Consider the following 22,837-nt stretch of genomic DNA (forward strand, 5'->3'; position numbering starts at 1 on the left):
ACAATAAAAGACCCCCCTAAAATGGTAAAATGATGCCCCAAAATGGCAGAAATGAATAAAAAGATAACGTTTTCATTAAAAATATTATAAAAGAGTTGCAGATTAATAGATTATTTTGTATTTTTGCATTTAAAATATTAGTAGAACATTAAAAATATAGATGTTATGAAAGACTTAGATTGGTCTAATTTGTCATTTGGCTATCGCCAGACTGACTACAATGTTCGCTGTTACTATCGCGACGGCAAATGGGGCGAAATAGAAGTTTGCTCTGATGAGTATTTGAAATTGCACATGGCTGCAACCTGTCTGCACTATGGTCAGGAGGCATTCGAGGGCTTGAAGGCTTATCGTTGCCCAGACGGTAAGGTGCGCGTGTTCCGTATGGACGAGAACGCTAAGCGCTTGCAGAGCACATGTCGCGGCATTCTGATGCCAGAGGTGCCTACAGAAATGTTCGAGGAAATGGTGAAGAAGGTGGTTCGCCTCAACCAGGAGTGGATTCCTACCTACGAGAGTGGTGCTACGCTCTATATCCGTCCGCTGCTCATCGGTACAAGTGCTCAGGTGGGTGTTCATCCTTCTAAGGAGTATTGCTTCCTTATCTTCGTAACTCCAGTAGGTCCATACTTCAAGGGTGGATTCTCTACCAACCCATACGTCATCATCCGCGATTTCGACCGCTCTGCTCCTCTCGGAACAGGTATCTATAAGGTTGGTGGCAACTATGCTGCTTCTCTCAGAGCCAACAATATCGCTCACGAGAAGGGTTATGCATGCGAGTTCTATCTCGACGCTAAGGAGAAGAAATACATGGATGAGTGTGGTGCTGCCAACTTCTTCGGAATCAAGAATAATACATACGTTACTCCTAAGAGTACATCTATCCTCCCTTCTATCACCAACAAGAGTCTGATGCAGTTGGCTGAGGACCTCGGTATGAAGGTGGAGCGCCGTCAGATTCCTGAGGATGAGCTGGATACTTTCGAGGAGGCTGGTGCTTGCGGTACTGCTGCCGTAATCAGTCCTATCAGCTACATTGATGACTTGGATACAGGCAAGCGCTACAACTTCGGTGAGAAGCCAGGTCCTATCTCTAAGCACCTGTATGATACGCTTCGCGGAATCCAGTATGGTACTATTGAGGACAAGCATGGTTGGACAACCGTAGTTATTGAGTAATCAATGACTTCTTTATTGCGTAAAAACCAATATTAGAAATATAATTATGATCAAGGCACTTTGAGGAGTTCACGCTCCTAGGAGTGCTTTTTTTATGTCTTTTTATGCCTGGGGGTTAACAGAGTTAACAGTTAACAGCTGTTTTTTCGATACTCCCCCTCGCGCGTACCTTATTATAATATAATATATATATACTTATTTTTATATGTGTGTGGGGGAACCATGCATTTTGGGGGTGTTAACTGTTAACCTGTTAACCCCCTCGCTCTTTTTTCCCCGTCTCTGTGCTTTGCGGGGCATAAGTCATAGAGATGCGGGGGAAGAAGCTATGAGTTAGGATTCTTAACACATTTCAGCATCATAAAAGCCTCTTATTTTGCAACAGGGAATACGTAATATTCTCTGTCTACATCGTAATCCAGAACCCACTGATCAATCATCACATTATCGTCTAAAGCCTTGATGGTTACGTTGTGACTGCCGCCAGGAAGCGTAACGTAGAAGCTCTTCAGCGTCTGTCCGCGCCACAGGTCAAACTGCCAGTCCTTTGAGTTGTAAACCTCCTTCAACTGGCAGATTACCGGTTCGCCACGGTCTATGCTCACACTCACCCTCATATCCTTTACAGCGTTTAGGAAGCAAGGAATTGCGGCAATGGTAAAACGCGCATCACCGCTCTTGTCGCAGTAGAAATCATAGCTCAGACTGGCTCCCTTCGGCAATTTCACAGCCTTGCCGCTGTGACCTAACAGCGGACGGACGGTAATCTTCTCGGCTCCTCTAACGGCAGCCTGGGCAAGCGGCGATTCAGTAGCCTTGCTCCATTCGTAGGCATTCTTGGCAATGATGTCGCCGGTAACTACAGAGAGCGGCTTGAGATCGTTGCTGCGGTCGAAGGCATCAAGTTTCAGCTGCTTGATATCGGCAGCCGGGAGTGTGCCCGGAATCTGCGGAGCCTGCATCTCTGCACCGTTGGTAAGGATGAAATCCTTCCATTTGCCGTTTCTGATGCGACTGTAGTAGGCATTGAGCTGCTTCAGTTTGCTGTAAGCATCGATGCTCACAGCCGCTGCAGCTTTCGCCTCATCGTCTTTATTAAACAGTCCCGGACGGGCGATGTGTCTTGCTTCCTGTGCCTCCAGCTCCTTTTCGGCTACTAAGGCAGCCAGGAATATCGGATATTTCACAACCTCGAAGAAACCGTCTTTCTGGTTCTGAGGCAGCATGCGTTCGATGGATTCAGTCTTCGCCTTCAACAGGTCGTAGCGGTAGAGAAAACGCTCCAGTTCGTTGCCGAATTCGCCTGAATGAAACTCAGTATCGCCGTAAGGCATCGCCATATAAGCGGAATGGCGGATGCTGGTAAGACGGTAATATTCTTCCATCAGAGGCATGATTTTCTTGCCCGTAATGGCGCCAAAGAATGCGTTGAGAGTGTTCTGGATATACGTCTTGCAACCTGCTTTCAGGGCGTTTCTATTCCACGCCAGGTTCATCATCATGGCTAGCTGGAAGGTTGACAGCTTCGGATTGGTAATGTTGGCTATCCAGGCACAGTCTTCGTCGTTGTGAGCGGCAGAGCGGTGCGATTTGCCGTGCTGGGCATTCTTGCTCTCCAGATAATCCTTGCTGTTGAGCATTTCGAGAAGCAGGCCCGGCGAGAGATTGCTCATCTCCATCTGTGCATCCGAGCAGACCAGCTTCACATTCTCGATGGTTTTGCGGTGTTTCTTCTTGTGCTTCTTGCCCACAAACTCCGTCACCTTGTAGTTTTCCGCCACACAGATGTCGAAACTGTCTACCACAGCCTTGTTGTAAGCAGCCTCGTGCCTGCCGTCTACCTGCCACAGCGTATTGGCTCTCAGGCGCAGCATCAGACGGGCGATGCGGCTGTAGTTCTGCGGTTTCATCCACTGGCTGTTGTTCAGGGCAAGTCCTCTGAATTCTATTCTCGGAACCTCAATCCACTGCTGATCTACGGGTGTATAGAGGCTCTTGCGCTGCGCCGGCTGCAGGTCGTTCCATGCCGCCAGAGGCGAAACGCCAGCCAGCTCAGAGAGTTTCATGATGGCGTAAGCCGTTCCGCGGGCGTTGCTTCCGATAACGATGAGTTTCCCTTTCCTCGTACCGATGTAGAAAGCATCCTTTGCGGTGATAATAAGATGCAGCGGCGCACCGAGTTTTTCTACTGCCGAAAACTCCTTGTTGGTGAGCTGGTCGAGCTGGTAAATCTGTATCGGAGCACCTGATTTTTCTTTCGCATCGAATCCGGTTACGGCTTTCATATCGCCCGCAAACTCCTTGAGGGCAATTTTTACTACCGGCGAAATGATAGAGTTGGTGGTATAAGATACTCTGCCGTAGCCGTCGGTCCAATAAACGTTGGGTGCTGCGGCCTGAGTTTCCGTCTTCTTCACTTTGGTTTCGGTCAGCGCGTTGGCATTCAGGCTAGAGAAGCAGGCCAGAGCCAAGGCAACGCCTAATATAATCTTTTTATATTTCATTTTTCTTATGTTTTTGTCTGTTCGGTTGTAGATTCGCTTTTGCTGAAACTACACATTTCTGCATTTTGCAAAGATACATAAAAGTGTTTAATATCTGAAATTATTTAGTTTTTATTTGCTTATTACATTATTTATTGTTACTTTTGCACCAAATAAATAAAAAGAAATGATGACATTATATCCAAAATTGATTGAAGAGGCGCTTGCTACGGTGATTTATCCAGGCACCAAGAAGAACCTCATAGAGAGCGAGATGCTGGCAGATACGCCTAGCATCAATGGTATGAAGGTGAAGGTGGTTCTTCTCTTTCCTCGTGATACGGATCCTTTCCTCAAGAGTACGGTGAAGGCGGCCGAGGCTGCCATCCATTATCATATTTCGAAAGATGTAGAGGTGGAAATCGTTACTGAGTTCAAGTCGGCTCCTCGTCCTGAGGTGGGCAAGATGCTGCCACAGGTGAAGAACGTCATTGCTGTAAGCTCTGGTAAGGGTGGAGTAGGCAAGAGCACCGTTTCTGCCAATCTCGCTATCGCCTTGGCTAAGTTGGGCTACAAGGTGGGTTTGCTCGATACTGATATCTTCGGTCCTTCCATGCCTAAGATGTTCGGTGTGGAGGAGGAGCGTCCTTATTCTGTTCACAAGGACGGCAGAGACCTCATCGAACCTGTCGAGAAATATGGCGTGAAGCTCCTGAGTATCGGTTTCTTCGTAAGTCCTACTACTGCTACTCTGTGGCGCGGCGGAATGGCTTGTTCTGCCCTGAAGCAGCTGATTGCTGATGCTGACTGGGGTGAGTTGGATTACTTTATCCTCGATACGCCTCCTGGCACAAGCGATATTCATCTTACGTTGCTCCAGACGCTTTCCATTACGGGTGCAGTTATCGTAAGTACGCCTCAGCAGGTGGCGCTTGCCGATGCGAGAAAGGGTATTGACATGTATCAGAATGATAAGGTGAATGTGCCTATCCTCGGACTAATCGAGAATATGGCTTACTTTACGCCTGCCGAGCTGCCTGAGAACAAGTATTATATCTTTGGTAAGGAGGGTTGCAAGAACCTCGCCAAGGAAATGAATGTGCCTCTGCTCGCCCAGATTCCTATCGTTCAGAGCATCTGCGAGGGTGGTGATGATGGTGCGCCTGCTGCTACCAAGGTTGATTCCATTACCGGTCAGGCATTCCTCAGCCTTGCCCAAAGCGTAGTAACGGTGGTGAACCGCAGAAATGCCGAGAAGGCTCCAACCAAGATTGTTAGTACACACAAGTAGTAAATATCCTATTTGATAAGGGTATAAAATAAAAAGCTAGGATTGCCCTCAAGCAGTCCTAGCTTTTTTTTATCAGAGGAGTTAACAGGTTAACAGTTAACAGCTGTTTTTTGCATGGTCACCCCCGAAATTATGCATTGTACATTATCTATTCTCCACGATTTCTTCCGCCTCCTCCTCTTCTTCTGCTACTTCGGCAGTAAGGTCAGCCTTGAGTCTTGCCGATCTCAGTTGCTGCCTGAAAACCAGGCAGGTAGCCAGAAAATAGACACCCGTTTGTATCCAGAGTGCTCTGAATTCCGGCAGAATATCTGAAAGCGAAGCACCCATACTGCTGATTCTGAGGAACCCGCGGATGCCGAAAGTGGATGGGAAAACCCACGAAAATCCTTGCCAAAAGCCCGGAATATTGCTCAATGGCCATGAAACTCCCGTCATAAAAAGCAACGGAACGGAGGTAAATACCACCAGAAGCATCACATTTTCACGATATCTTACCAGACACGACAGCATCAGACCGAAGAAAACGCACGAAAGAATGTAAGGAAGGAGGAAACCGAGAATGGTGGTCCACGTTACCATACTTACAAAACTGAACAGCTTGGGAACTACCAGCGTAAGATACATTCCCATCACGGCATAAACCATGAAATAAACCAATGCCTTGCCGAAAACAATGCGGAAAATACCGCCATAATGCTCGCTTACCGGTATGAGTTCGCGGTTTCTGTTGAGTTCTCTTGATGTTCCCGCTGCCATTCCTATGCCCAGCAGCATCGTCTGCTGCAGGATAAGAACCAGCACAGCCGGCAGAATGGCATTTCCGTAACCTCCTGTCGTGTTGAATATCGGAACCTCATCAAAGGCGAGCGGCTCGGTGGTAATCTCATCGTCTCTATCTGTAAATCCTCCAGCCTGTGTTATCTGGATGCCCGAGTTGATGTGGCTGGCTACGGCCTGCGAGGTCTGATAAATCGCTTTATAGGTCAGCATCAGACTCATATCGCAGTAAACTCCCACATGCGCCTGTTCGCCCCGGTTCAGCTTCGTATCGAAGTCGGCAGGGAAGTAAAGGATTCCGTGAACTGCCTGCCTGCGCACCAGTTCCTTCGCCTCGTCCAGACTGTTGCAGTAATAGGTAACCTTGGCGTCTGGTGAAGCATCATAATCGCGGATAAACTCGCGTGAACTGTGACTGTGGCTCAGGTCCACAATCGCCGTATCCACTTCTCTCACCACCTCGTTGTTGTAGATCCAAGAGTAGAGCAGCGGATAACCCAGCGGCACCAGAATGCAGAAAATGAGCACACCCTCATCGCGGAAAACATTGCGCATTTCCGTCTTCCAGATGTAGCACATGTCCCAGATGCCATTGATAATCTTATATAATAAACTACTTTTCTTCATTACGGTAAGTATTTATATACCAGCATTGCCTTCTTGATGTTCCAGACAGTGAGCATCGGCAGGGCGCAGAACAGCACCATTGCGCCCCAGTGGAGCACAGCATCGCTCATAGGGAAACCATTGAAGATGTTCATCTGGTAAATCATGTAATAGTGGCGCAACGGGAAAAGCTGGCCGATAGACTGGATCGGAGAATCCATCGAGAAGAGCGGATAGGTGGCTCCGCAGATGGAGAAACTCACTACGCCCCACAACGAACAGATACTCATCGACATGCGCAATGAAGGCATCAGTCCGAAGGCAAAGATGCCGAAACACTGGCAGGAGAGTACGCTCAGAATGCCTAACAGGATGATAGGAAGCGCGCCGCCCGGATGTGGAAACTGCAATACATAATAGATGTAGAATTCGAATAGCAGGAAGATACTCAGGAAGATGAGTGTCTGTGGCAGCATCTTACCCGCAATGGCGAGATAAGGATTGTTGCCTGCCATCCGCATCCAGTCTCTTGCCCGGTTGAACTTCAGTTCCGTACCTATAGAATAAGGTGTAATCAGGAAGATGAACAGCATGATGAGTCCCGGCACCATTACGCTCGAAAGATAATAGTTGTAGTTGGCGTATGGGTTGCCTATCATGTGCAGATCTACGGCGATAGGCTGTAGGAAGGTCATGATTTCATCGTTCGTCTTTCCCAGCGCCGAAAGTTTCGCCATTCCTGCCGCCGCACCTCCCAGGGTAGAGATGGTTTTCAGATCGCGGAAGAGCAGGGAGCCGGCTGCCAGCGATACGCTGCTGTAATAGAATGAAATCTTAGGCTGCTTCTGGGCCATCAGGCCTGCCTCTGTTCCGTCAGGAATCAGCAGGAAGGCGTAGATTTCGTTCTTCTGGATAGCATGTCTTGCCTCTGCCATGTTCTCGTAATGAGCCACTACCTTGGTGGTCTGGAAGGCATCGAGCTTATGTACCAGCTGGCGCGATGTGGCGGAGTTGTCCTGATCTACTATGCCCACAGGCATGTCGGTAGGCACTCCTCCCTTCATCAGCGTGGTGAAGAAAATTACCACCACGATGGGGAAGATGACCATGCAGAAGAGATAAATGGGGTTCTTCCACATGATGCCGCATTCTCTGAGGGCTATATGATATAATTTCTTAAACATAGATGTTATTTAATGATGAGTGACATTCCCGGGCGCAATCCCTCAATCTTTGTGATAGGACGGGCCTTCACCTCGAATGTCTTGCGGTCGTAGTCGCCATTATCCTTGGTTGCCTTCCAGGTAGCGTAAGAGCCCTGGTCTTTCAGGTAGTAAACCTTCATCTTGATGTCCTTGTTGAAGGCAGGAACGTAAGCGGTGAACTCATCGCCCTTGTTCAGCCCCTTGAGATGGTCTTCGCGAACATTGAAGGTTCCCCACATATCGCTCATGATAGAGATGCTCATGATAGGAGAGCCGAGGCCTACCAGCTCGCCTACCTTAGGATAGACATTGCTAACCTCGCCCTCGCACTGGGCAATCTGAACGGTCTCTTTCAGAAGATTCTTCACTACATCCACAGCGCTCTTCGAAGCCTGGGTGTTGTTGGCAGCCATGCGCTTCTCCTGTTCGCGGGCGCCATTCTTCGCCATATCGTACTGACTTCTGGCAGCAGCCACCTGAGCCTCTGTAGCCTTGTAGGCTGCGTAAGCCTCATCGCGTTTCTGACCGCTGATTACACCCTCGTTGAAGAGGTTCTGCATGCGGTCGTAGGTCTTCTTGGCGATGGTTGCGGCAGCTTCAGCCTGCTGAACCAACTGGTAAGCGCCCTGAATCTGCTCCTTGCGTGCACCTGCATCCGTCAGGTCCTTCATCGCCTCGGCTGCAGCGTTGGTAGCCTGGAGCATCTGTTCCTGCGATTTCATTTCCGGCACTTCGAGGATGGCGAGCGTATCGCCCACATGAACGTAATCGCCTTCCTGAACGCGGAGTTCTACTACGCGTCCCGGCAGTTTGCAGGACACTCTGTATTCTGATACTTCTACCTCGCCCTGAATGGTGTCATCCTTCTGTTCCAGGGTGAAGAAACCGATGACGCCTACGAGAATGACTACTGCTGTAAAACCGATTACAGCGAGCAATATGTTGTTATGCTGTGATTTCTTAGACATTTTGCTTAATCTGAATTTGTTATTATTATTACTGCAGGATACCGAGCGCCTTGTTCAGCCCAACCTGAGTCAGCTTCACGTCGATTTCTGCATCAATCTTCTGGCTCTGTGCTTTCTGCCAGGCAGTCTGTGCAGCCATCACGTCGGTAACCTCCATCACGCCTTCCTTGAAACCGAGGTTGGCGCATCTCAGGTTCTCATCTGCACTGGCGATGTTCTTCATTGCCATGTTGAGCTTCTTCTGGGCTTCCTTTACCTTAAACTGGCTTTGAGTAATCTGCAGATGAATCTTCTCTCTCGTATCATCCAGGTTCATCTGGGCGATATTGCTGGCAGCCTTGGCGGCTCTCACCTTGTAGGCGCCGTCGAACCAGTTCCATACCGGAACATGAACCATCACGCCTACGTTCCAGACTCCGGTAAACTTCTTCTGGAAACCATTGAATACGTTCGGGTTCGAAATCATGTAGCCGCCTGTCAGCATGACGTGAGGCAGATTGATGGCGCGAACCATTTTGGTAGCTTCTTTAGAGATGTCGAGCGCATTCTGCAGCATGCGGAGTTCCGGCCGGGTGTTCAGCGCCGAATCCTGTGCTGCCACTTTCTGCTGCTCGGTGTCAACAGGAGTTCCTGATAAAGCCAGGGTTTCCTTATCTTCATCGGCAAGTGTGATTTCCTGGTTCATCGGAATGCCGCAGAGCTGGCAGAGCAGCATCTTCGACAGAGCGAGTCCGTCTTCTGCTTGGGTAATCTGCATCTCAGCCTCGTTCACTTTCACGTCTACCTTCAGTCCGTCTGCCTTGGTGGCTACTCCCTGCTGAATCATCTTATGAACATCCTCGTTCAGTTTCTTTACGAGGTCGCGGTAACTGATGGCGAGTTTCTGCTTCTGCTTCAGCGAAACGGCGAGCCAGTAAGCCTGGTCTATGCTGTAGAGCGTGCTCTGGGTCTGCTGGTCGAGATCATTCTCTGCAATCTGCTCTCCGATGTCGGCAATCTTGTTGGCTGCAATGATGGCTCCACCCATATAGATAGGTTGGCGAACCATCACGCTTCCAGCCCAGATATTGCGGGTGTCGGTGCGGAAAGCATCTACCAGTTTCTCTCCCAGCGCATTGCCTTGCTGCTGCAGGGGTCCCAGTTTCTCATTCAGCAGTCCGCCTATCTGCTGCGCTATCTCCGGGGTAATCATTCCCTGACTTACAAGTTGGCTCATCAGATTGCTGGCTCCTCCCGATATTCCTCCGGTAACGGTAGAGCCGATATTGCTGAATGTTGATTTCTGACCGTCGTTCAGCAGCGAAATCTCCCTGCTGAACCATTCGTAACCGCCTAAAGCATCTACTTTAGGAAGATATTTGGTACGTGCCGATTTCTTCATGTTGTACGCCACGTCTTTCTTGAGCTTCGAGGCATTGAGCTGCTTGTTGTTGCGCAGCGCCATGGCACGGCAACTGTCAAGGCTCAGCGTTTGTGCCTGAGCCCCAGCAGGAATCAATGCTCCCATCAGCATGATAAGAGTTATATATTTTTTCATCCTTTGTTTATAATATTATATAATATTGGATGCAAAATTATGGAATTATTCTTAAATGACAAAGAAATTTTGTTTATCAAATCTTTAAGAATCAAAAATTATATTGCATTGTGGAAAAATAGAACATACCTTCTGGTTTTCCGTAATCCCTTAATCGTCTGTTTCTTAGAAATTCACCCGTTCTGTCTCCCCCCAGGTAGGGTCTACGGTAATGCTTATTCCACCACCCGTACTGTCGTCTCCGCCACCGAATCCGTCAGCAATGGAAATCTCGGTATAGGTTGTTTGGTTCTGATGGATTTTCAAATCGGCTTTTTCAAAACTCTTTACCACCTTTGCATCGGCATCCAGAAAGCTGATACTCATCTTGATGTTCTTCTCTTCTTCATGTGGGAAGGTGTAGACGGTAAAGTCTCTGCCGCCATCTTTCATACTGAAATTCTCGGTCTGACGGCTGTTCACGCAGCCGAATCCGGTGGTTGCATCCAGGGTGCTGCTGCCGCCGGTATAATAGAACTTGATGCTTCTGATTTCTTCGGGAATGGTTTCGTCGTTAATATGTAACTTGAAGGCGCCAACTGCTCGCCTCAGGTTGATGTTTGTGGTGGCGCCCTCTTCGTTTACGCTCAACCTGCCGTAATAATAGAAGGTGTCGGTAAGTTTGTTGCTTGCAAACTTTACTTTCTCGGGTGCGCTGACAGAGCAGTTTCCCTTTCCGTTGTGGGCAATCACCACCAGTCGGTATTCTCCTTCGTCCAGACTTACATAGGCTGTTCCGAAGCCATTGTCTGTTGAAAGCTGGTTCACCGTCTCCAGTTTCTCCTCTCCGTCAAAGATGGCAAGTGTCAGTCTGGAGCACACATCGCCCAGCGCCATCTGCTTGTCGGCAGCTTTGGTTGTCAGCAGACTTATGCCTTCTATTTTCTGCACATGGATAGTTACATTGGCGTTTGCCTCACGTGATTTTCCGGTTGTTTCGTCAATCGAAAACTTCTCGCATGAAGTAAGCGTCGCTACGAGCATCAGCAACAGGGATGCCAGTAACCGATAGGGCTTCTTACTCATAACCGTTCTTATTTACTAGTTGCTCTATGCGTTATCTCGGAGTTTCCTCGGGCATAAAGATGTGGCAAATATACGTTTTTTCTCTTTTCTATGCAAGTAAAATCTAATAAATCTTTATATTTTTTGTCATTTATCTGTTTTTTCGTAATTTTGCATCGGTTTTTCTGTACTTACAGAGCCGATTTTGCATTGTATATATAATAAGGTATAGAAGATATTGGTATGGATAAGAAGATAAAAGCATTGTTTTTTGATATTGACGGCACCCTGGTGAGTTTCAAAACTCACAAGATTCCGCAGAGCACGGTAGATGCCTTGGAGCAGGCTAAGAAGAATGGGGTAGAGGTGTATATTTCTACCGGTCGTCCGCAACTCATCATCAACAACCTCGGTCAGATAGAACATCTCATCGACGGTTACATCACCACCAATGGAGCCCGCTGTTTTGTAGGCGATAAGGTGGTGAGCCAGCACGCCATCCTTCCTGAAGATGTAAAGAAGATTATCGAGGCAGCCGACCGTGATGATTATCCGGCAATCGTTGTAGGAGAGCATCATCTCGCTATCCATCATTATACTGACGAGGTTTATGAAATCTTTGCCAAGGGACTGGGGGTGGATTGTGAAATCTTCCTGACCGATGTGAATGAACTGGGAGATGAGCAGGTTCTGCAGGTTACTCCTTTCTGTTCGGTAGAGCAGGAGGCGCTCCTGATGCCTACGCTCCGCAACTGCACCTCGGGCAGATGGCATCCTGCCTTTACGGATATTACGGCAGCCGATGCGGATAAGGGCAAGGGCTTGCATGCAATGGCTGATTATCTGGGTTTGAACATAGAAGAAACCATGGCTTTCGGCGATGGCGGCAATGATATTTCCATCGTACGGGAGGCAGGCACCGGTGTTGCGATGGGCAATGCAGGAGATAATCTCAAGCAGGTAGCCGATTACATTACGACTCATGTGGATGAAGATGGTGTTAAGAATGCGCTCCTCCATTTTGGCGTGATTTAAGTTCCCGACGTTATTGACTTTTTTTCATAACTCCCTATATATAATAAGGTGTAATCCTGATGAAGCCTTTTTGATAGGCGAGTTTCATTTTAATAAAATAATAAAGGCAAACATGTTATTTATTGTAATAAATGGCGTGTTTGCCTTTCTGTTTTTAAACCTCCCTTTTGTACCTGGTTTCTTCTTGTTATTTACGTTTTGTGAGAATAAATACCAGAAATGCTTACGAAAAGTAATAGAATATACGAAAAATATACATAAAGTACTATAAAGTTGATATTTTGTATCAAATTGTTTGCTAAAAAATTGTTTAATTAGCAAAAAGTATGTATCTTTGCACCCGATATTTGTAAGTTGTTTAATTTTTAAGAGAGAGAATTATGGTAAAAAGATTGACCATGCTCATGGGGGGGGCTCGTTCTTTCAACAGGAATGGCTCTCGCTCAAACTACTGTTACAGGTAAGGTTGTTTCTCAGGAAGATGGTGAGCCGGTGATTGGCGCATCTGTAAGAATTGTAGGAACTAAGACTGGAACAGCGACTGATGTCGATGGTAATTTTACGCTTCCTAATGCCAGCAAGGATGCTGTCTTGGAAATCAGTTATCTCGGCATGCAGACTAAAACTATGAAAGCATCTGCTAAGATGAAGATCATTTTGGCTTCTGATGCAAGAAATCTTGACGAGGTAGTTGTTACTGCCTTGGGTATGAAACGTTCAGAGAAAACTTTGGGTTATGCTGCCAGTACAGCCAACGCTTCTGAGTTGACTGTTGCTAAGTCTGGTTCCCTGATGAGTGGTCTTCAGGGTAAGATGGCTGGTGTGCAGATTTCTGGTGGTGGTGTTACAGGTACCTCTCAGAAAGTCGTAATTCGTGGTATTTCTTCTGTTTCCAGCAACAACCCATTGTATATTGTTGATGGTGTGCCTATCAACAATGACCGTTTGGGTGATAACTCTGTTGACTTTGGTAGTGGTGCAGGCGACATTAACCCAGAGGATATTGAATCGGTAACTGTATTGAAGGGTGCTTCTGCTACTGCTCTTTATGGTTCCCGTGCAGCCAATGGTGTTATCATGATTACTACAAAGAAGCCACAGGGTAACAAGAAGGCTTCTATCACTTACGATGGTTCTTTGACATTTACTGATGTGCTCCGTGTGCCAATGACTCAGAATCTCTTTGGTCAAGGTTGGGGTTCCTGGTCTAATGAGGAGAATGGTTCTTGGGGACCTCGCCTCGATGGTCGTGAGCACTGGTATGGTTCCACCGGTCTTTCTAACGGCGAGACTTTAACCAAGCCTTTTTCTTATGTTAAGAACAATATCCGTGACTTCTATCAGGTAGGTAAGGAATGGAACAACAACGTATCTCTCCGCTATGGTGATGAGAAAGTAGGTATTGTTGCATCTTACGGTAATGTAAGTTCTAATGGTATTACTCCTAATGATGGTGATACATATCATCGTAATACCTTCTCACTCCGTGGTTACGCCAATATCGACAGATTCCATCTGGACATGTCCCTGAACTATGTTCGCAAGGATATGCGCCGTTCTCGTGATATGTATATGGAGTTGCTTCAGGGTGCTTCTGATGTTCGTTTCACCGATATGAAGGATTACAACCTTGAGCGTAACAATGTAGATAACTACTATACATTGTATGCTACCAACCCATATTATATGGTAGATAACTTCTATTCTACTTATCAGGACGACCGTATTTATGGTAAGCTGGAGTTGTCATACGATATTACCAAGGATATCAAGGTAATTGGCCGTTTCGGTGGTGATTATACCAATTATAAGACCGAGCGCATCGAACCACGTATTATTTATACCGAAGGTTCTTATCAGGCAACTGGTAATGGTACAACTGTAGGTAACCAGGGTTACTATTCTAAGTATCGTTCTCAGCGTGGACAGATTGATGCCAGCCTCTTATTGACCGGTAATCATACTTTCGGTGATTTCTCGGTAGGTGCAACCTTAGGTTGGAACTTGAACCAGAGAAACTATGATAATGTAGGTGGTTATAATGAGCAGTTGGATATTCCAGGTTGGAATTCCTTGAGTAATACATCTTCCTATTCGATTACTGATACTGACTCTTGGAATAGAAGATTGTTGGGTCTCTTGGGACAGGTTGAATTGGGTTATAAGGATTGGGCTTTCCTGAACCTTTCTGCCCGTAACGACTGGTCTTCTACTCTTCCTATGGGTGATAACAGCTTCTTCTATGGCGGTGCCAATGTGTCTGTGCTTCTGAATCAGGCTATTCCTGCTTTGAAGAATGTCAAGCAAATCGACTTGTTGAAGGTTCGTGCAGCTATAGGTCAGACAGGTAATGATGCTGATGTATATATGACTAATTCATATTATCGTCCATTCCAGTCTTATTATACATATTTGCCAATTTCCGGTGTTTCTGGTTTGACAGAGTATAACCGTTTGCCAAATAAGTCATTGAAGCCTGAGATTACAACTGAGTATGAGCTTGGTTTGAGCGGTACATTCTTTGGCAACCGTTTGAGCTTCGATGTGGCTTACTATGATCGTACAACCAAGAATCAGATTATCTCAGCTACTTTGGCTCCTGAGACAGGTTATACTTCTAACACCCGTAATGTAGGTAAACTTCAGAACAAGGGTATTGAGGCGATGGTTAATTTTACTCCTATCCGTACTAAGGATTGGGAGTGGAGTGTAGGTGCTACATACGCTAAGAACTGGAGTAAGGTGAAGGAACTTTGGGATGGTCTTGATGAATATACCATTCCTGTAGGTACTACAAGTACTGGTTTGTATTCTTCTATGCGTGGTGTATCTTACGTATTGAAGGTTGGTGAGCCTATCGGTATCTTCAAGTTGCCAGCAACACAGAAGGTAACAGATAAAAACAGTCCATATTATGGTTATAGAATCGTAAATGGTAATGGTTTCTTGCAGTCTAGTACTACAGATTATGATTATCTCGGTTCTTCTCAGCCAGATTTCGTAATGGGCTTCACCACACATCTGAAGTGGAAGAACTTGAGTCTTGCTGCAACGGGCGACTGGCATAAGGGTGGATTGATGTATTCTGAGACATCTTATATTACTCACTTCAATGGTAACTCTACAGAGACCGTATTCAATGAGCGTGATGCTTTTGTTTATCCTCATTCTGTAAAGATTGTTGGTGGAGAGTATGTCGAGAATAATATTCCAGTTGCTTCCAACTATATGAATTATGTTCAGGGTAACTATAGCTACAACCCGGAGGTGCGTCGTGATTTCGTTGTAAGCCGTTCTTACTTCAAACTCCGTGAGTTGGCTTTGACATACGATTTCCCTAAGACAATCACAAGTGCATTGAAGATGCAGAAGTTGTCTTTGAGTCTCGTTGGCCACAACTTGTTGCTCATCACTCCAAAGCATCAGAATTATATCGACCCAGAGTCTTCTAACTTTGGTAATGATATCAGCTCTGAGTTTGGTGAGACTATGGGTTCTGTGTCAACTCGCAACTATGGTATTAACTTGAAGGTTGTATTTTAATTAAAGGAGATTTCTTATATGAAAAGATATAAATTTTTAAGCGCAGCATTGCTGGGAGCCCTCTTGACAATGGGTACTGTTACTTCTTGTAGCGATTCCGGTTATTTGGATATCAACTACAACCCAAACTATCCTTCTACAGCTTCCTACAAGCAGTTGCTTCCGGCTGCCGAAGGTTCTATCGTAGCTGTCAGTGGTCTTTATCAGCAAATTACTGGTGACTTTTGGTGCCAGTATGTAACACAGGGTAATAGTACAAACCAGTATAATACATTGTCTAATTATGCTGTAACAACATCAGGTTCTATTCCTCCTGTTACTACGATTTGGCAGAATACATATGCCAACAGTTTGGAAGATTTAAAGCTGGCTTTAGCTTCTGCTGAAGAAAGTAAGGCTTGGAACTATTGGATGGTTGCCAAGATTCTTCAGGCCTATAATTTCTTGGTATTGACTGATACTTATGGTGATATTCCGTTTACAGGTGCCCTTGATGTCGAAAACAATCCACATGCTGCATTTGATGATAGCAAAACCGTAGTATATCCGGGTATTCTGGAGATGCTGGATGCTGCCATTGCCAAACTCGATGATGCTAAAGCTGCAGAAAAAGCTTCCCCTTTAGGAACTGCTGACTGTTTCTTGGGAGGCAGTATGGATAGCTGGGCAGGCTTTGCAAAGAGTTTGAAGTTGAAGATGTATCTCAAAGACTTCGACGCTCATAAATCTGATATTCAGGCTTTACTTAGTGCAGGTGGTCTTTTGGAGCAGGATTGTGCTTGGGTAAATTGGGAAGATGGCGCTAATAAGGGTAATCCTCTTTATGAATTTAATATCCGTCAGTTGAATACTACTGAGAATATTCGTGCTTGTCATACTTTCTTGGAGTATCTTTTGGATAAGAAGGATCCTCGTATCATCAAGTTGTATGAGGTAACTGCTAATGCCAAAAAACCTCTCGGCTATTCTTCTGATGAGGAACTGGTTGCTCACATGGATGAATGCTACGAGGGCCTTCCTTGCGGAGATAAGCCAACTACTGATGAAACTACAGAGGGTGGTATTGCAATCTCTAAGTCTTCTCGTATGAAACAGGCTTATGATGATGCTGTCTATCTGATGAACGAGGCTGAATGCGAATTGATGATTGCTGAGGCTTATGCTCGTTTGGGTGATGCTGAAAAGGCTGAGGAATATTATAATAAGGGTGTTCTTGCCGGCTTCAGCCGTTGGGGATTTGATGGTACAGCATTCGTTGATGGTGCTTACAAGTTCGATAAGGCTGATATGCTTCATAGTATCGCCATGCAGTATTGGGTAACTTATGCTGGAGCGAATGCTTATGATGGCTGGATGACCCGTAACCGTTTGGGTATTCCTGAGGTGCAGGCTAATATTACTGTTCGTAAATCAACAACTGCTTTGCAGCGTGAATTGTCTGATGGTTATGTGTTAGGCAATTTGGTTGATCCAGGTGCTAGCAATATGAATGCCGGTGAGTATCCTATGCGGTTGCTTTATCCTACAGCTACTACATTGTATAACTCTGCTGCTGCCAAGTATGTAGAAGAGAATGGAAACTCGCTGACCAAGAAACTTTGGTGGGAGAAGTAATGATTATTAATGTAATAAACGAAAAGTCATGAAGAAAATATTATATTTTTTGAGCTTTGTTTTCGTAGCATTGTTTACTGCATGCTCTGAGGGAGACGATTTCGATATCGATTATACTCCTATTGCTCCTGTTGGTGGTGAGTATAGAATCAATGTGGAGAGAGGTTATGATGCTTCTAAGACAGATGCAGAGTATTGGGCTTCTAATCCAACAGATGCTGAATTCATCTTTAAGACTGATGGTACAGGAACCACTTCGGGTGTTCTCTATGCCTATCTCAGCAATACTACCGATTATGATAAGGATAAGGCATGGATTCGTGTAGGCTCAACTGCCTCTAAGGTAGCTTACGCCATCAATGCTAAGGTATCTATTGATATGAGTGCTTATACTTTTGGTGGTGAGAATGTGGATGATTTCATTGGTAACTCTGCTACAGCTACCGACAAGGTAACTGTTAGCGGTAAGTGTGGTCACAATACTTATACTACTGTATCTGGTACTGTGACAGATGAAATCAGTTTCACCTATTCCCGTTCTGACCAGCCTGGATATCATTACAGGGTAACAGGCTTTAAGTCTACTGGTTGGGCTGAGGATAACAAGTAATATACTTTTGCTATACATGAATTATTCCTAGATGATGTTTCTAATGATATTGTCTAGGAATAATATTAAAGATATAAGGCAAAGTGATTTGCCTCGTTGTTGACAAAGTCAACACTTATATCTCTCTCGTCTTGGGGACTGGCGGTGGCCAGTCCCCTTTTTGAATTTATAAGAGAGATTTCTTGGTTAATGAGGGTGTGTCATAAGTCTGGATAATAGTTGGTGTATAACAGTTGGCTACCGCATGCACAACAGGTGTTGTGCATGCGCATATCAGCTGTTATGCAAGCGCACAACAGCTGTTGTGCGACCGGAGATACTGACTGTCTCAACAACATATCCTATCTCTTCCAACAACTTATTCTATCTCTTCCAACAACATATCCTATCTCTTTCAGCGTCATATCCTATCTCTTTCAGCGACATATCCTATCTCTTTCAACAAATAGAAGAGGGTGAATCATAAACTTATGACACATTCTCTTTATTTGTAGATGAAGTAGCTGCCTCCATCACTCTGGCAATATTTCTTCAGAAGCTGGATAATGTATTCGGCATTCTCGCGAACGTGCTGTTCGTCTCCGTCATATCCGTTGATGAGAACCACCAGATGGGTGGTGTCAATACTCATTTTGGTTCGCTCGTTGTCGCTGGTCGGGGTTCCTACACCACCTGTCTTGTCTCTGTAAACAGGCAGACCTTCTATATTAATCATGCCTCTGCCGATGCCTTCGTATGGTTCGTTGGCTTTGCCTACGCCCAGGGTCAGGGTGTCGCCTTCAAACTTGTCTGCATCAAATCCGCCGATGCTGTAGCCGTAGGCTATGCTCGCCAGGTTCACCAGGTCCACCAGCGTATCTCTCTGGTAGAGTTCCTTGCCCTGGAGCATTCTGCGGATAAGGGCTTCTGATGCCGGACGGTAACGCGAAGGATCCTTGCCGCAGGCACGGTACACCTTTCGGGTGGCGGCAATTCCACTCATCTCTTTCAGCGATTCCGTGGTCAGCGTCTGTCTGTATTTCTCACCGAGGGCATTGATTTCATCCCAAAGTTCCTGACAATAAGGGGTGTTTACCACATTGGCTTCCACGCATGCTCCCACAAAGGTGGGACATACCGATTCGATTTCTTCTGATACAATAATTTTCATGATGAATTTCCGTTTTCTGTTAAACCTTACTGATTGGTAGGGCAAAAGTACGAAGAAATATTGGAATAGCCAAAAGTTCAGTCTATTTATATATATAATAAGGTATAAAAAAAGCTTAAATGTTTATAACTGTTAAATATTTGACTAAAAAGCAACTTTTTTGCGAAAAGATTTGGTGGAATGAAAAATAGTTAGTACTTTTGCACTCGCTTTTGAGAAATACACTTTCTCTTAGCGATTAAAGAAAGAGTTCTTTGAAAGATTTTACATAAACAGACAAGTAGTACAAGAAGCGGTTGACTTCTTAGAAATAAGAATGTTGACTGGGTAAAAGAAACGAACCGTCAAGCAATTGACAAGTCAGGTTTACTAAGCTTCAATAAACGAAAAGGATATTCGTCCTAAGTACAGACAACAAACAAACCAAGCCGCAAGGCTAGGTAAAAATGATATTTTACAATGGAGAGTTTGATCCTGGCTCAGGATGAACGCTAGCTACAGGCTTAACACATGCAAGTCGAGGGGAAACGACATCGAAAGCTTGCTTTCGGTGGGCGTCGACCGGCGCACGGGTGAGTAACGCGTATCCAACCTGCCCACCACTTGGGGATAACCTTGCGAAAGTAAGACTAATACCCAATGATATCTCTAGAAGACATCTGAAAGAGATTAAAGATTTATCGGTGATGGATGGGGATGCGTCTGATTAGCTTGTTGGCGGGGTAACGGCCCACCAAGGCAACGATCAGTAGGGGTTCTGAGAGGAAGGTCCCCCACATTGGAACTGAGACACGGTCCAAACTCCTACGGGAGGCAGCAGTGAGGAATATTGGTCAATGGACGAGAGTCTGAACCAGCCAAGTAGCGTGCAGGATGACGGCCCTATGGGTTGTAAACTGCTTTTATAAGGGAATAAAGTGAGTCTCGTGAGACTTTTTGCATGTACCTTATGAATAAGGACCGGCTAATTCCGTGCCAGCAGCCGCGGTAATACGGAAGGTCCGGGCGTTATCCGGATTTATTGGGTTTAAAGGGAGCGTAGGCCGGAGATTAAGCGTGTTGTGAAATGTAGACGCTCAACGTCTGCACTGCAGCGCGAACTGGTTTCCTTGAGTACGCACAAAGTGGGCGGAATTCGTGGTGTAGCGGTGAAATGCTTAGATATCACGAAGAACTCCGATTGCGAAGGCAGCTCACTGGAGCGCAACTGACGCTGAAGCTCGAAAGTGCGGGTATCGAACAGGATTAGATACCCTGGTAGTCCGCACGGTAAACGATGGATGCCCGCTGTTGGTCTGAATAGGTCAGCGGCCAAGCGAAAGCATTAAGCATCCCACCTGGGGAGTACGCCGGCAACGGTGAAACTCAAAGGAATTGACGGGGGCCCGCACAAGCGGAGGAACATGTGGTTTAATTCGATGATACGCGAGGAACCTTACCCGGGCTTGAATTGCAGAGGAAGGATTTGGAGACAATGACGCCCTTCGGGGCCTCTGTGAAGGTGCTGCATGGTTGTCGTCAGCTCGTGCCGTGAGGTGTCGGCTTAAGTGCCATAACGAGCGCAACCCCTCTCCTTAGTTGCCATCAGGTGAAGCTGGGCACTCTGGGGACACTGCCACCGTAAGGTGTGAGGAAGGTGGGGATGACGTCAAATCAGCACGGCCCTTACGTCCGGGGCTACACACGTGTTACAATGGCAGGTACAGAGAGACGGTCCCTTGCAAAATGGATCAAATCCTTAAAGCCTGTCTCAGTTCGGACTGGGGTCTGCAACCCGACCCCACGAAGCTGGATTCGCTAGTAATCGCGCATCAGCCATGGCGCGGTGAATACGTTCCCGGGCCTTGTACACACCGCCCGTCAAGCCATGAAAGCCGGGGGCGCCTAAAGTCCGTGACCGTAAGGAGCGGCCTAGGGCGAAACTGGTAATTGGGGCTAAGTCGTAACAAGGTAGCCGTACCGGAAGGTGCGGCTGGAACACCTCCTTTCTGGAGAGACGAATTTCCTATAGAAGATTTAGGAACATGACTTAAAAAGTTCGCTTCTCTTCTTGTACGCACCATCTGTTTAATTAAATAAGAGATAGAGAATGTTCGGCAGAGATGCTACTCTTTACCAACACAGTCCTATAGCTCAGTTGGTTAGAGCGCCACACTGATAATGTGGAGGTCGGCAGTTCAAATCTGCCTGGGACTACATTCTTATATAATATCTCAAACTGGGGGATTAGCTCAGTTGGCTAGAGCACCTGCTTTGCAAGCAGGGGGTCAACGGTTCGAATCCGTTATTCTCCACTATGCCTTTTACGGCAAGAAGATCTTTGACATATTGACACAAGCAAAACTGTAAGTAATGAACTTTAGTTCAGACTAAAGTAAATCAAATCGCAAGATGAGATTTCACTTTGTTAGAATACAGCTGAAAGTATGAGCTACTTATTCGTTATTCGGAAACGAGTAACAAGAATACAGTCGTAAAGAAAGTAAGAAAGGGCGTATGGCGGATGCCTAGGCTCACGGAGGCGATGAAGGACGTGATAAGCTGCGATAAGCTTCGGGTAGGTGCAAATAACCCTTGATCCGGAGATTTCCGAATGGGACAACCTAGCCGTCTGAAGGACGGTTACTAGCACTTAAGTGTTAGAGCTAACGCAGGGAACTGAAACATCTTAGTACCTGTAGGAAGAGAAAATAAATGAATGATTCCCCCAGTAGTGGCGAGCGAACGGGGAACAGCCCAAACCGTTGACGTCGCAAGGCGTCAGCGGGGTTGTAGGACCGCGACATTGTATGCAAATCGTGAACAGAACACTTTGGAAAATGTGACCATAGACGGTGATAGTCCAGTATGTGAAGCGAAATGCAGCATAGCGGTATCCTGAGTAACGCGGGACACGAGGAATCCTGCGCGAATCTGCCGGGACCATCCGGTAAGGCTAAATACTCCCGTGAGACCGATAGCGAACGAGTACTGTGAAGGAAAGGTGAAAAGAACCCCGAGCAGGGGAGTGAAATAGTTCCTGAAACCATACGCCTACAAGCGGTCGGAGCATCTTACGATGTGACGGCGTGCCTTTTGCATAATGATCCTACGAGTTACCGTCACTGGCGAGGTTGAGTGTCATGAGACACGTAGCCGCAGTGAAAGCGAGCCTGAATAGGGCGCATAGTCAGTGGGGGTAGACGCGAAACCAAGTGATCTACACTTGGCCAGGATGAAGTCCCGGTAACACGGGATGGAGGTCCGCACCAATAAGCGTTGAAAAGCTTCTGGATGAGCCGAGTGTAGGAGTGAAAGGCCAATCAAACTTGGAGATAGCTCGTACTCCCCGAAAGGCATTTAGGTGCCGCGTCGGATGGTCACCGTGAGAGGTAGAGCGACCGATAGGACAAGAGGGCTTCACCGCCTATCGAGTCCTGACGAACTCCGAATGCTCACGGTCTGCAGTCCGGCAGTAAGGGGGCGGGTGCTAAGGTCCGTCCCCGAGAGGAGAAGAATCCAGACCGCCGTCTAAGGTCCCGGAGTTCTGCCTGAGTTAGTCTAACGAAGTCTGGTCCCTATGACAGCTAGGATGTTGGCTTGGAAGCAGCCATTCATTCAAAGAGTGCGTAACAGCTCACTAGTCGAGGGTCCGGGCATGGATAATAATCGGGTATAAGGCAGACACCGAAGGCGCGGGATAGCATTTAAGAAAGTATCGGTAGGGGAGCATACTCACAGCGTGGAATGGTGTACGTAAGTTATCCTGGAGCGGTGAGTAAAGCAAATGTAGGAATAAGTAACGATAAG

13 protein-coding genes, 2 tRNA genes and 2 rRNA genes (1 of these 17 only partly in view) are annotated in these 22,837 nt (G+C 46.5%); 10 read left to right on the forward strand and 7 right to left on the reverse strand.

Annotated features, from left to right (window positions below):
* Positions 1–165: 165 nt before the first annotated feature.
* The gene (locus KUA48_RS11345; protein WP_153079366.1) at positions 166–1,182 is read left to right on the forward strand and encodes a branched-chain amino acid aminotransferase; all 1,017 of its coding nucleotides are present in this window, start codon (positions 166–168) and stop codon (positions 1,180–1,182) included.
* 371 nt (positions 1,183–1,553) lie between these two features.
* On the opposite strand, the gene KUA48_RS11350 is transcribed toward KUA48_RS11345, so the two are convergent.
* The gene (locus KUA48_RS11350) at positions 1,554–3,686 is read right to left on the reverse strand and encodes a glycosyl hydrolase 115 family protein (RefSeq protein ID WP_218432587.1); all 2,133 of its coding nucleotides are present in this window, start codon (positions 3,684–3,686) and stop codon (positions 1,554–1,556) included.
* Between the two features lie 169 nt (positions 3,687–3,855).
* Between KUA48_RS11350 and KUA48_RS11355 the strand changes: the two genes are divergently transcribed.
* Entirely contained in the window at positions 3,856–4,956 is a 1,101-nt protein-coding gene (locus KUA48_RS11355) for an Mrp/NBP35 family ATP-binding protein (protein WP_022120906.1), read from the forward strand.
* A 144-nt stretch (positions 4,957–5,100) separates the two neighbouring features.
* Here the strand turns inward: KUA48_RS11355 and KUA48_RS11360 are convergent, their stop codons facing one another.
* From KUA48_RS11360 to KUA48_RS11380, 5 genes are all read right to left on the reverse strand, one after another.
* Entirely contained in the window at positions 5,101–6,363 is a 1,263-nt protein-coding gene (locus KUA48_RS11360; RefSeq protein WP_218432589.1) for an ABC transporter permease, read from the reverse strand.
* On the reverse strand, positions 6,363–7,526 hold the full coding sequence (locus KUA48_RS11365; protein ID WP_218432591.1) for an ABC transporter permease: 1,164 nt from the start codon (positions 7,524–7,526) through the stop codon (positions 6,363–6,365). The genes KUA48_RS11360 and KUA48_RS11365 overlap by 1 nt, the downstream gene beginning before the upstream one ends.
* 5 nt (positions 7,527–7,531) lie before the next feature.
* Positions 7,532–8,515 (reverse strand): HlyD family secretion protein, encoded by a 984-nt coding sequence (locus KUA48_RS11370; protein WP_118150782.1) that lies wholly within the window; start codon positions 8,513–8,515, stop codon positions 7,532–7,534.
* 28 nt (positions 8,516–8,543) lie between these two features.
* Positions 8,544–10,052, reverse strand: a complete 1,509-nt coding sequence (locus KUA48_RS11375) for a TolC family protein (protein WP_118201479.1) — start codon at positions 10,050–10,052, stop codon at positions 8,544–8,546.
* Between the two features lie 165 nt (positions 10,053–10,217).
* A complete protein-coding gene (locus tag KUA48_RS11380) occupies positions 10,218–11,117 on the reverse strand; it encodes a FimB/Mfa2 family fimbrial subunit (protein WP_153072855.1) in 900 nt (299 codons plus the stop codon).
* A gap of 222 nt (positions 11,118–11,339) precedes the next feature.
* Here KUA48_RS11380 and KUA48_RS11385 point away from each other — a divergent pair, with 222 nt between their 5' ends.
* From KUA48_RS11385 to KUA48_RS11400, 4 genes are all read left to right on the forward strand, one after another.
* Positions 11,340–12,131: a Cof-type HAD-IIB family hydrolase gene (locus KUA48_RS11385; protein WP_153072854.1), complete on the forward strand. Its 792-nt coding sequence runs from the start codon at positions 11,340–11,342 to the stop codon at positions 12,129–12,131.
* A 432-nt stretch (positions 12,132–12,563) separates the two neighbouring features.
* A complete protein-coding gene (locus KUA48_RS11390; RefSeq protein ID WP_218432595.1) occupies positions 12,564–15,674 on the forward strand; it encodes a SusC/RagA family TonB-linked outer membrane protein in 3,111 nt (1,036 codons plus the stop codon).
* Positions 15,675–15,692: 18 nt separating this feature from the next.
* Positions 15,693–17,288 (forward strand): SusD/RagB family nutrient-binding outer membrane lipoprotein, encoded by a 1,596-nt coding sequence (locus KUA48_RS11395; protein WP_218432597.1) that lies wholly within the window; start codon positions 15,693–15,695, stop codon positions 17,286–17,288.
* A gap of 28 nt (positions 17,289–17,316) precedes the next feature.
* Positions 17,317–17,898 carry a lipid-binding protein gene (locus KUA48_RS11400; RefSeq protein WP_218432599.1) on the forward strand — a complete coding sequence of 194 codons (582 nt, stop codon included), beginning with the start codon at positions 17,317–17,319 and terminating at the stop codon, positions 17,896–17,898.
* Between the two features lie 484 nt (positions 17,899–18,382).
* On the opposite strand, the gene KUA48_RS11405 is transcribed toward KUA48_RS11400, so the two are convergent.
* Positions 18,383–19,048 (reverse strand): B3/4 domain-containing protein, encoded by a 666-nt coding sequence (locus tag KUA48_RS11405; RefSeq protein WP_218432601.1) that lies wholly within the window; start codon positions 19,046–19,048, stop codon positions 18,383–18,385.
* Positions 19,049–19,504: 456 nt separating this feature from the next.
* Here KUA48_RS11405 and KUA48_RS11410 point away from each other — a divergent pair.
* The 4 genes from KUA48_RS11410 to KUA48_RS11425 form a co-directional block, all read left to right on the forward strand.
* Positions 19,505–21,036: ribosomal RNA gene (locus tag KUA48_RS11410) — 16S ribosomal RNA — on the forward strand.
* 134 nt (positions 21,037–21,170) lie between these two features.
* Positions 21,171–21,244, forward strand: a tRNA-Ile gene (locus tag KUA48_RS11415).
* 24 nt (positions 21,245–21,268) lie between these two features.
* Positions 21,269–21,342, forward strand: a tRNA-Ala gene (locus tag KUA48_RS11420).
* Positions 21,343–21,524: 182 nt separating this feature from the next.
* Positions 21,525–22,837, forward strand: a 23S ribosomal RNA gene (locus KUA48_RS11425); it runs 1,584 nt beyond the window's last position.
* Together the 16S and 23S rRNA genes with 2 tRNA genes alongside form the textbook arrangement of a ribosomal RNA operon.

Origin of the sequence: Segatella copri (assembly GCF_019249795.2) — a bacterium.
Lineage (GTDB): Bacteria > Bacteroidota > Bacteroidia > Bacteroidales > Bacteroidaceae > Prevotella > Prevotella copri_B.

What these genes read in the sequence shown, in the direction of transcription:
- KUA48_RS11390 (WP_218432595.1), top strand. Translation starts at nt 12,564, where the DNA reads ATGGCTCTCGCTCAAACTACTGTTACAGGTAAGGTTGTTTCTCAGGAA.
- KUA48_RS11370 (WP_118150782.1), bottom strand. Translation starts at nt 8,515, where the DNA reads ATGTCTAAGAAATCACAGCATAACAACATATTGCTCGCTGTAATCGGT.
- KUA48_RS11385 (WP_153072854.1), top strand. Translation starts at nt 11,340, where the DNA reads ATGGATAAGAAGATAAAAGCATTGTTTTTTGATATTGACGGCACCCTG.
- KUA48_RS11355 (WP_022120906.1), top strand. Translation starts at nt 3,856, where the DNA reads ATGACATTATATCCAAAATTGATTGAAGAGGCGCTTGCTACGGTGATT.
- KUA48_RS11345 (WP_153079366.1), top strand. Translation starts at nt 166, where the DNA reads ATGAAAGACTTAGATTGGTCTAATTTGTCATTTGGCTATCGCCAGACT.
- KUA48_RS11350 (WP_218432587.1), bottom strand. Translation starts at nt 3,686, where the DNA reads ATGAAATATAAAAAGATTATATTAGGCGTTGCCTTGGCTCTGGCCTGC.
- KUA48_RS11405 (WP_218432601.1), bottom strand. Translation starts at nt 19,048, where the DNA reads ATGAAAATTATTGTATCAGAAGAAATCGAATCGGTATGTCCCACCTTT.
- KUA48_RS11380 (WP_153072855.1), bottom strand. Translation starts at nt 11,117, where the DNA reads ATGAGTAAGAAGCCCTATCGGTTACTGGCATCCCTGTTGCTGATGCTC.
- KUA48_RS11395 (WP_218432597.1), top strand. Translation starts at nt 15,693, where the DNA reads ATGAAAAGATATAAATTTTTAAGCGCAGCATTGCTGGGAGCCCTCTTG.
- KUA48_RS11375 (WP_118201479.1), bottom strand. Translation starts at nt 10,052, where the DNA reads ATGAAAAAATATATAACTCTTATCATGCTGATGGGAGCATTGATTCCT.
- KUA48_RS11365 (WP_218432591.1), bottom strand. Translation starts at nt 7,526, where the DNA reads ATGTTTAAGAAATTATATCATATAGCCCTCAGAGAATGCGGCATCATG.
- KUA48_RS11400 (WP_218432599.1), top strand. Translation starts at nt 17,317, where the DNA reads ATGAAGAAAATATTATATTTTTTGAGCTTTGTTTTCGTAGCATTGTTT.
- KUA48_RS11360 (WP_218432589.1), bottom strand. Translation starts at nt 6,363, where the DNA reads ATGAAGAAAAGTAGTTTATTATATAAGATTATCAATGGCATCTGGGAC.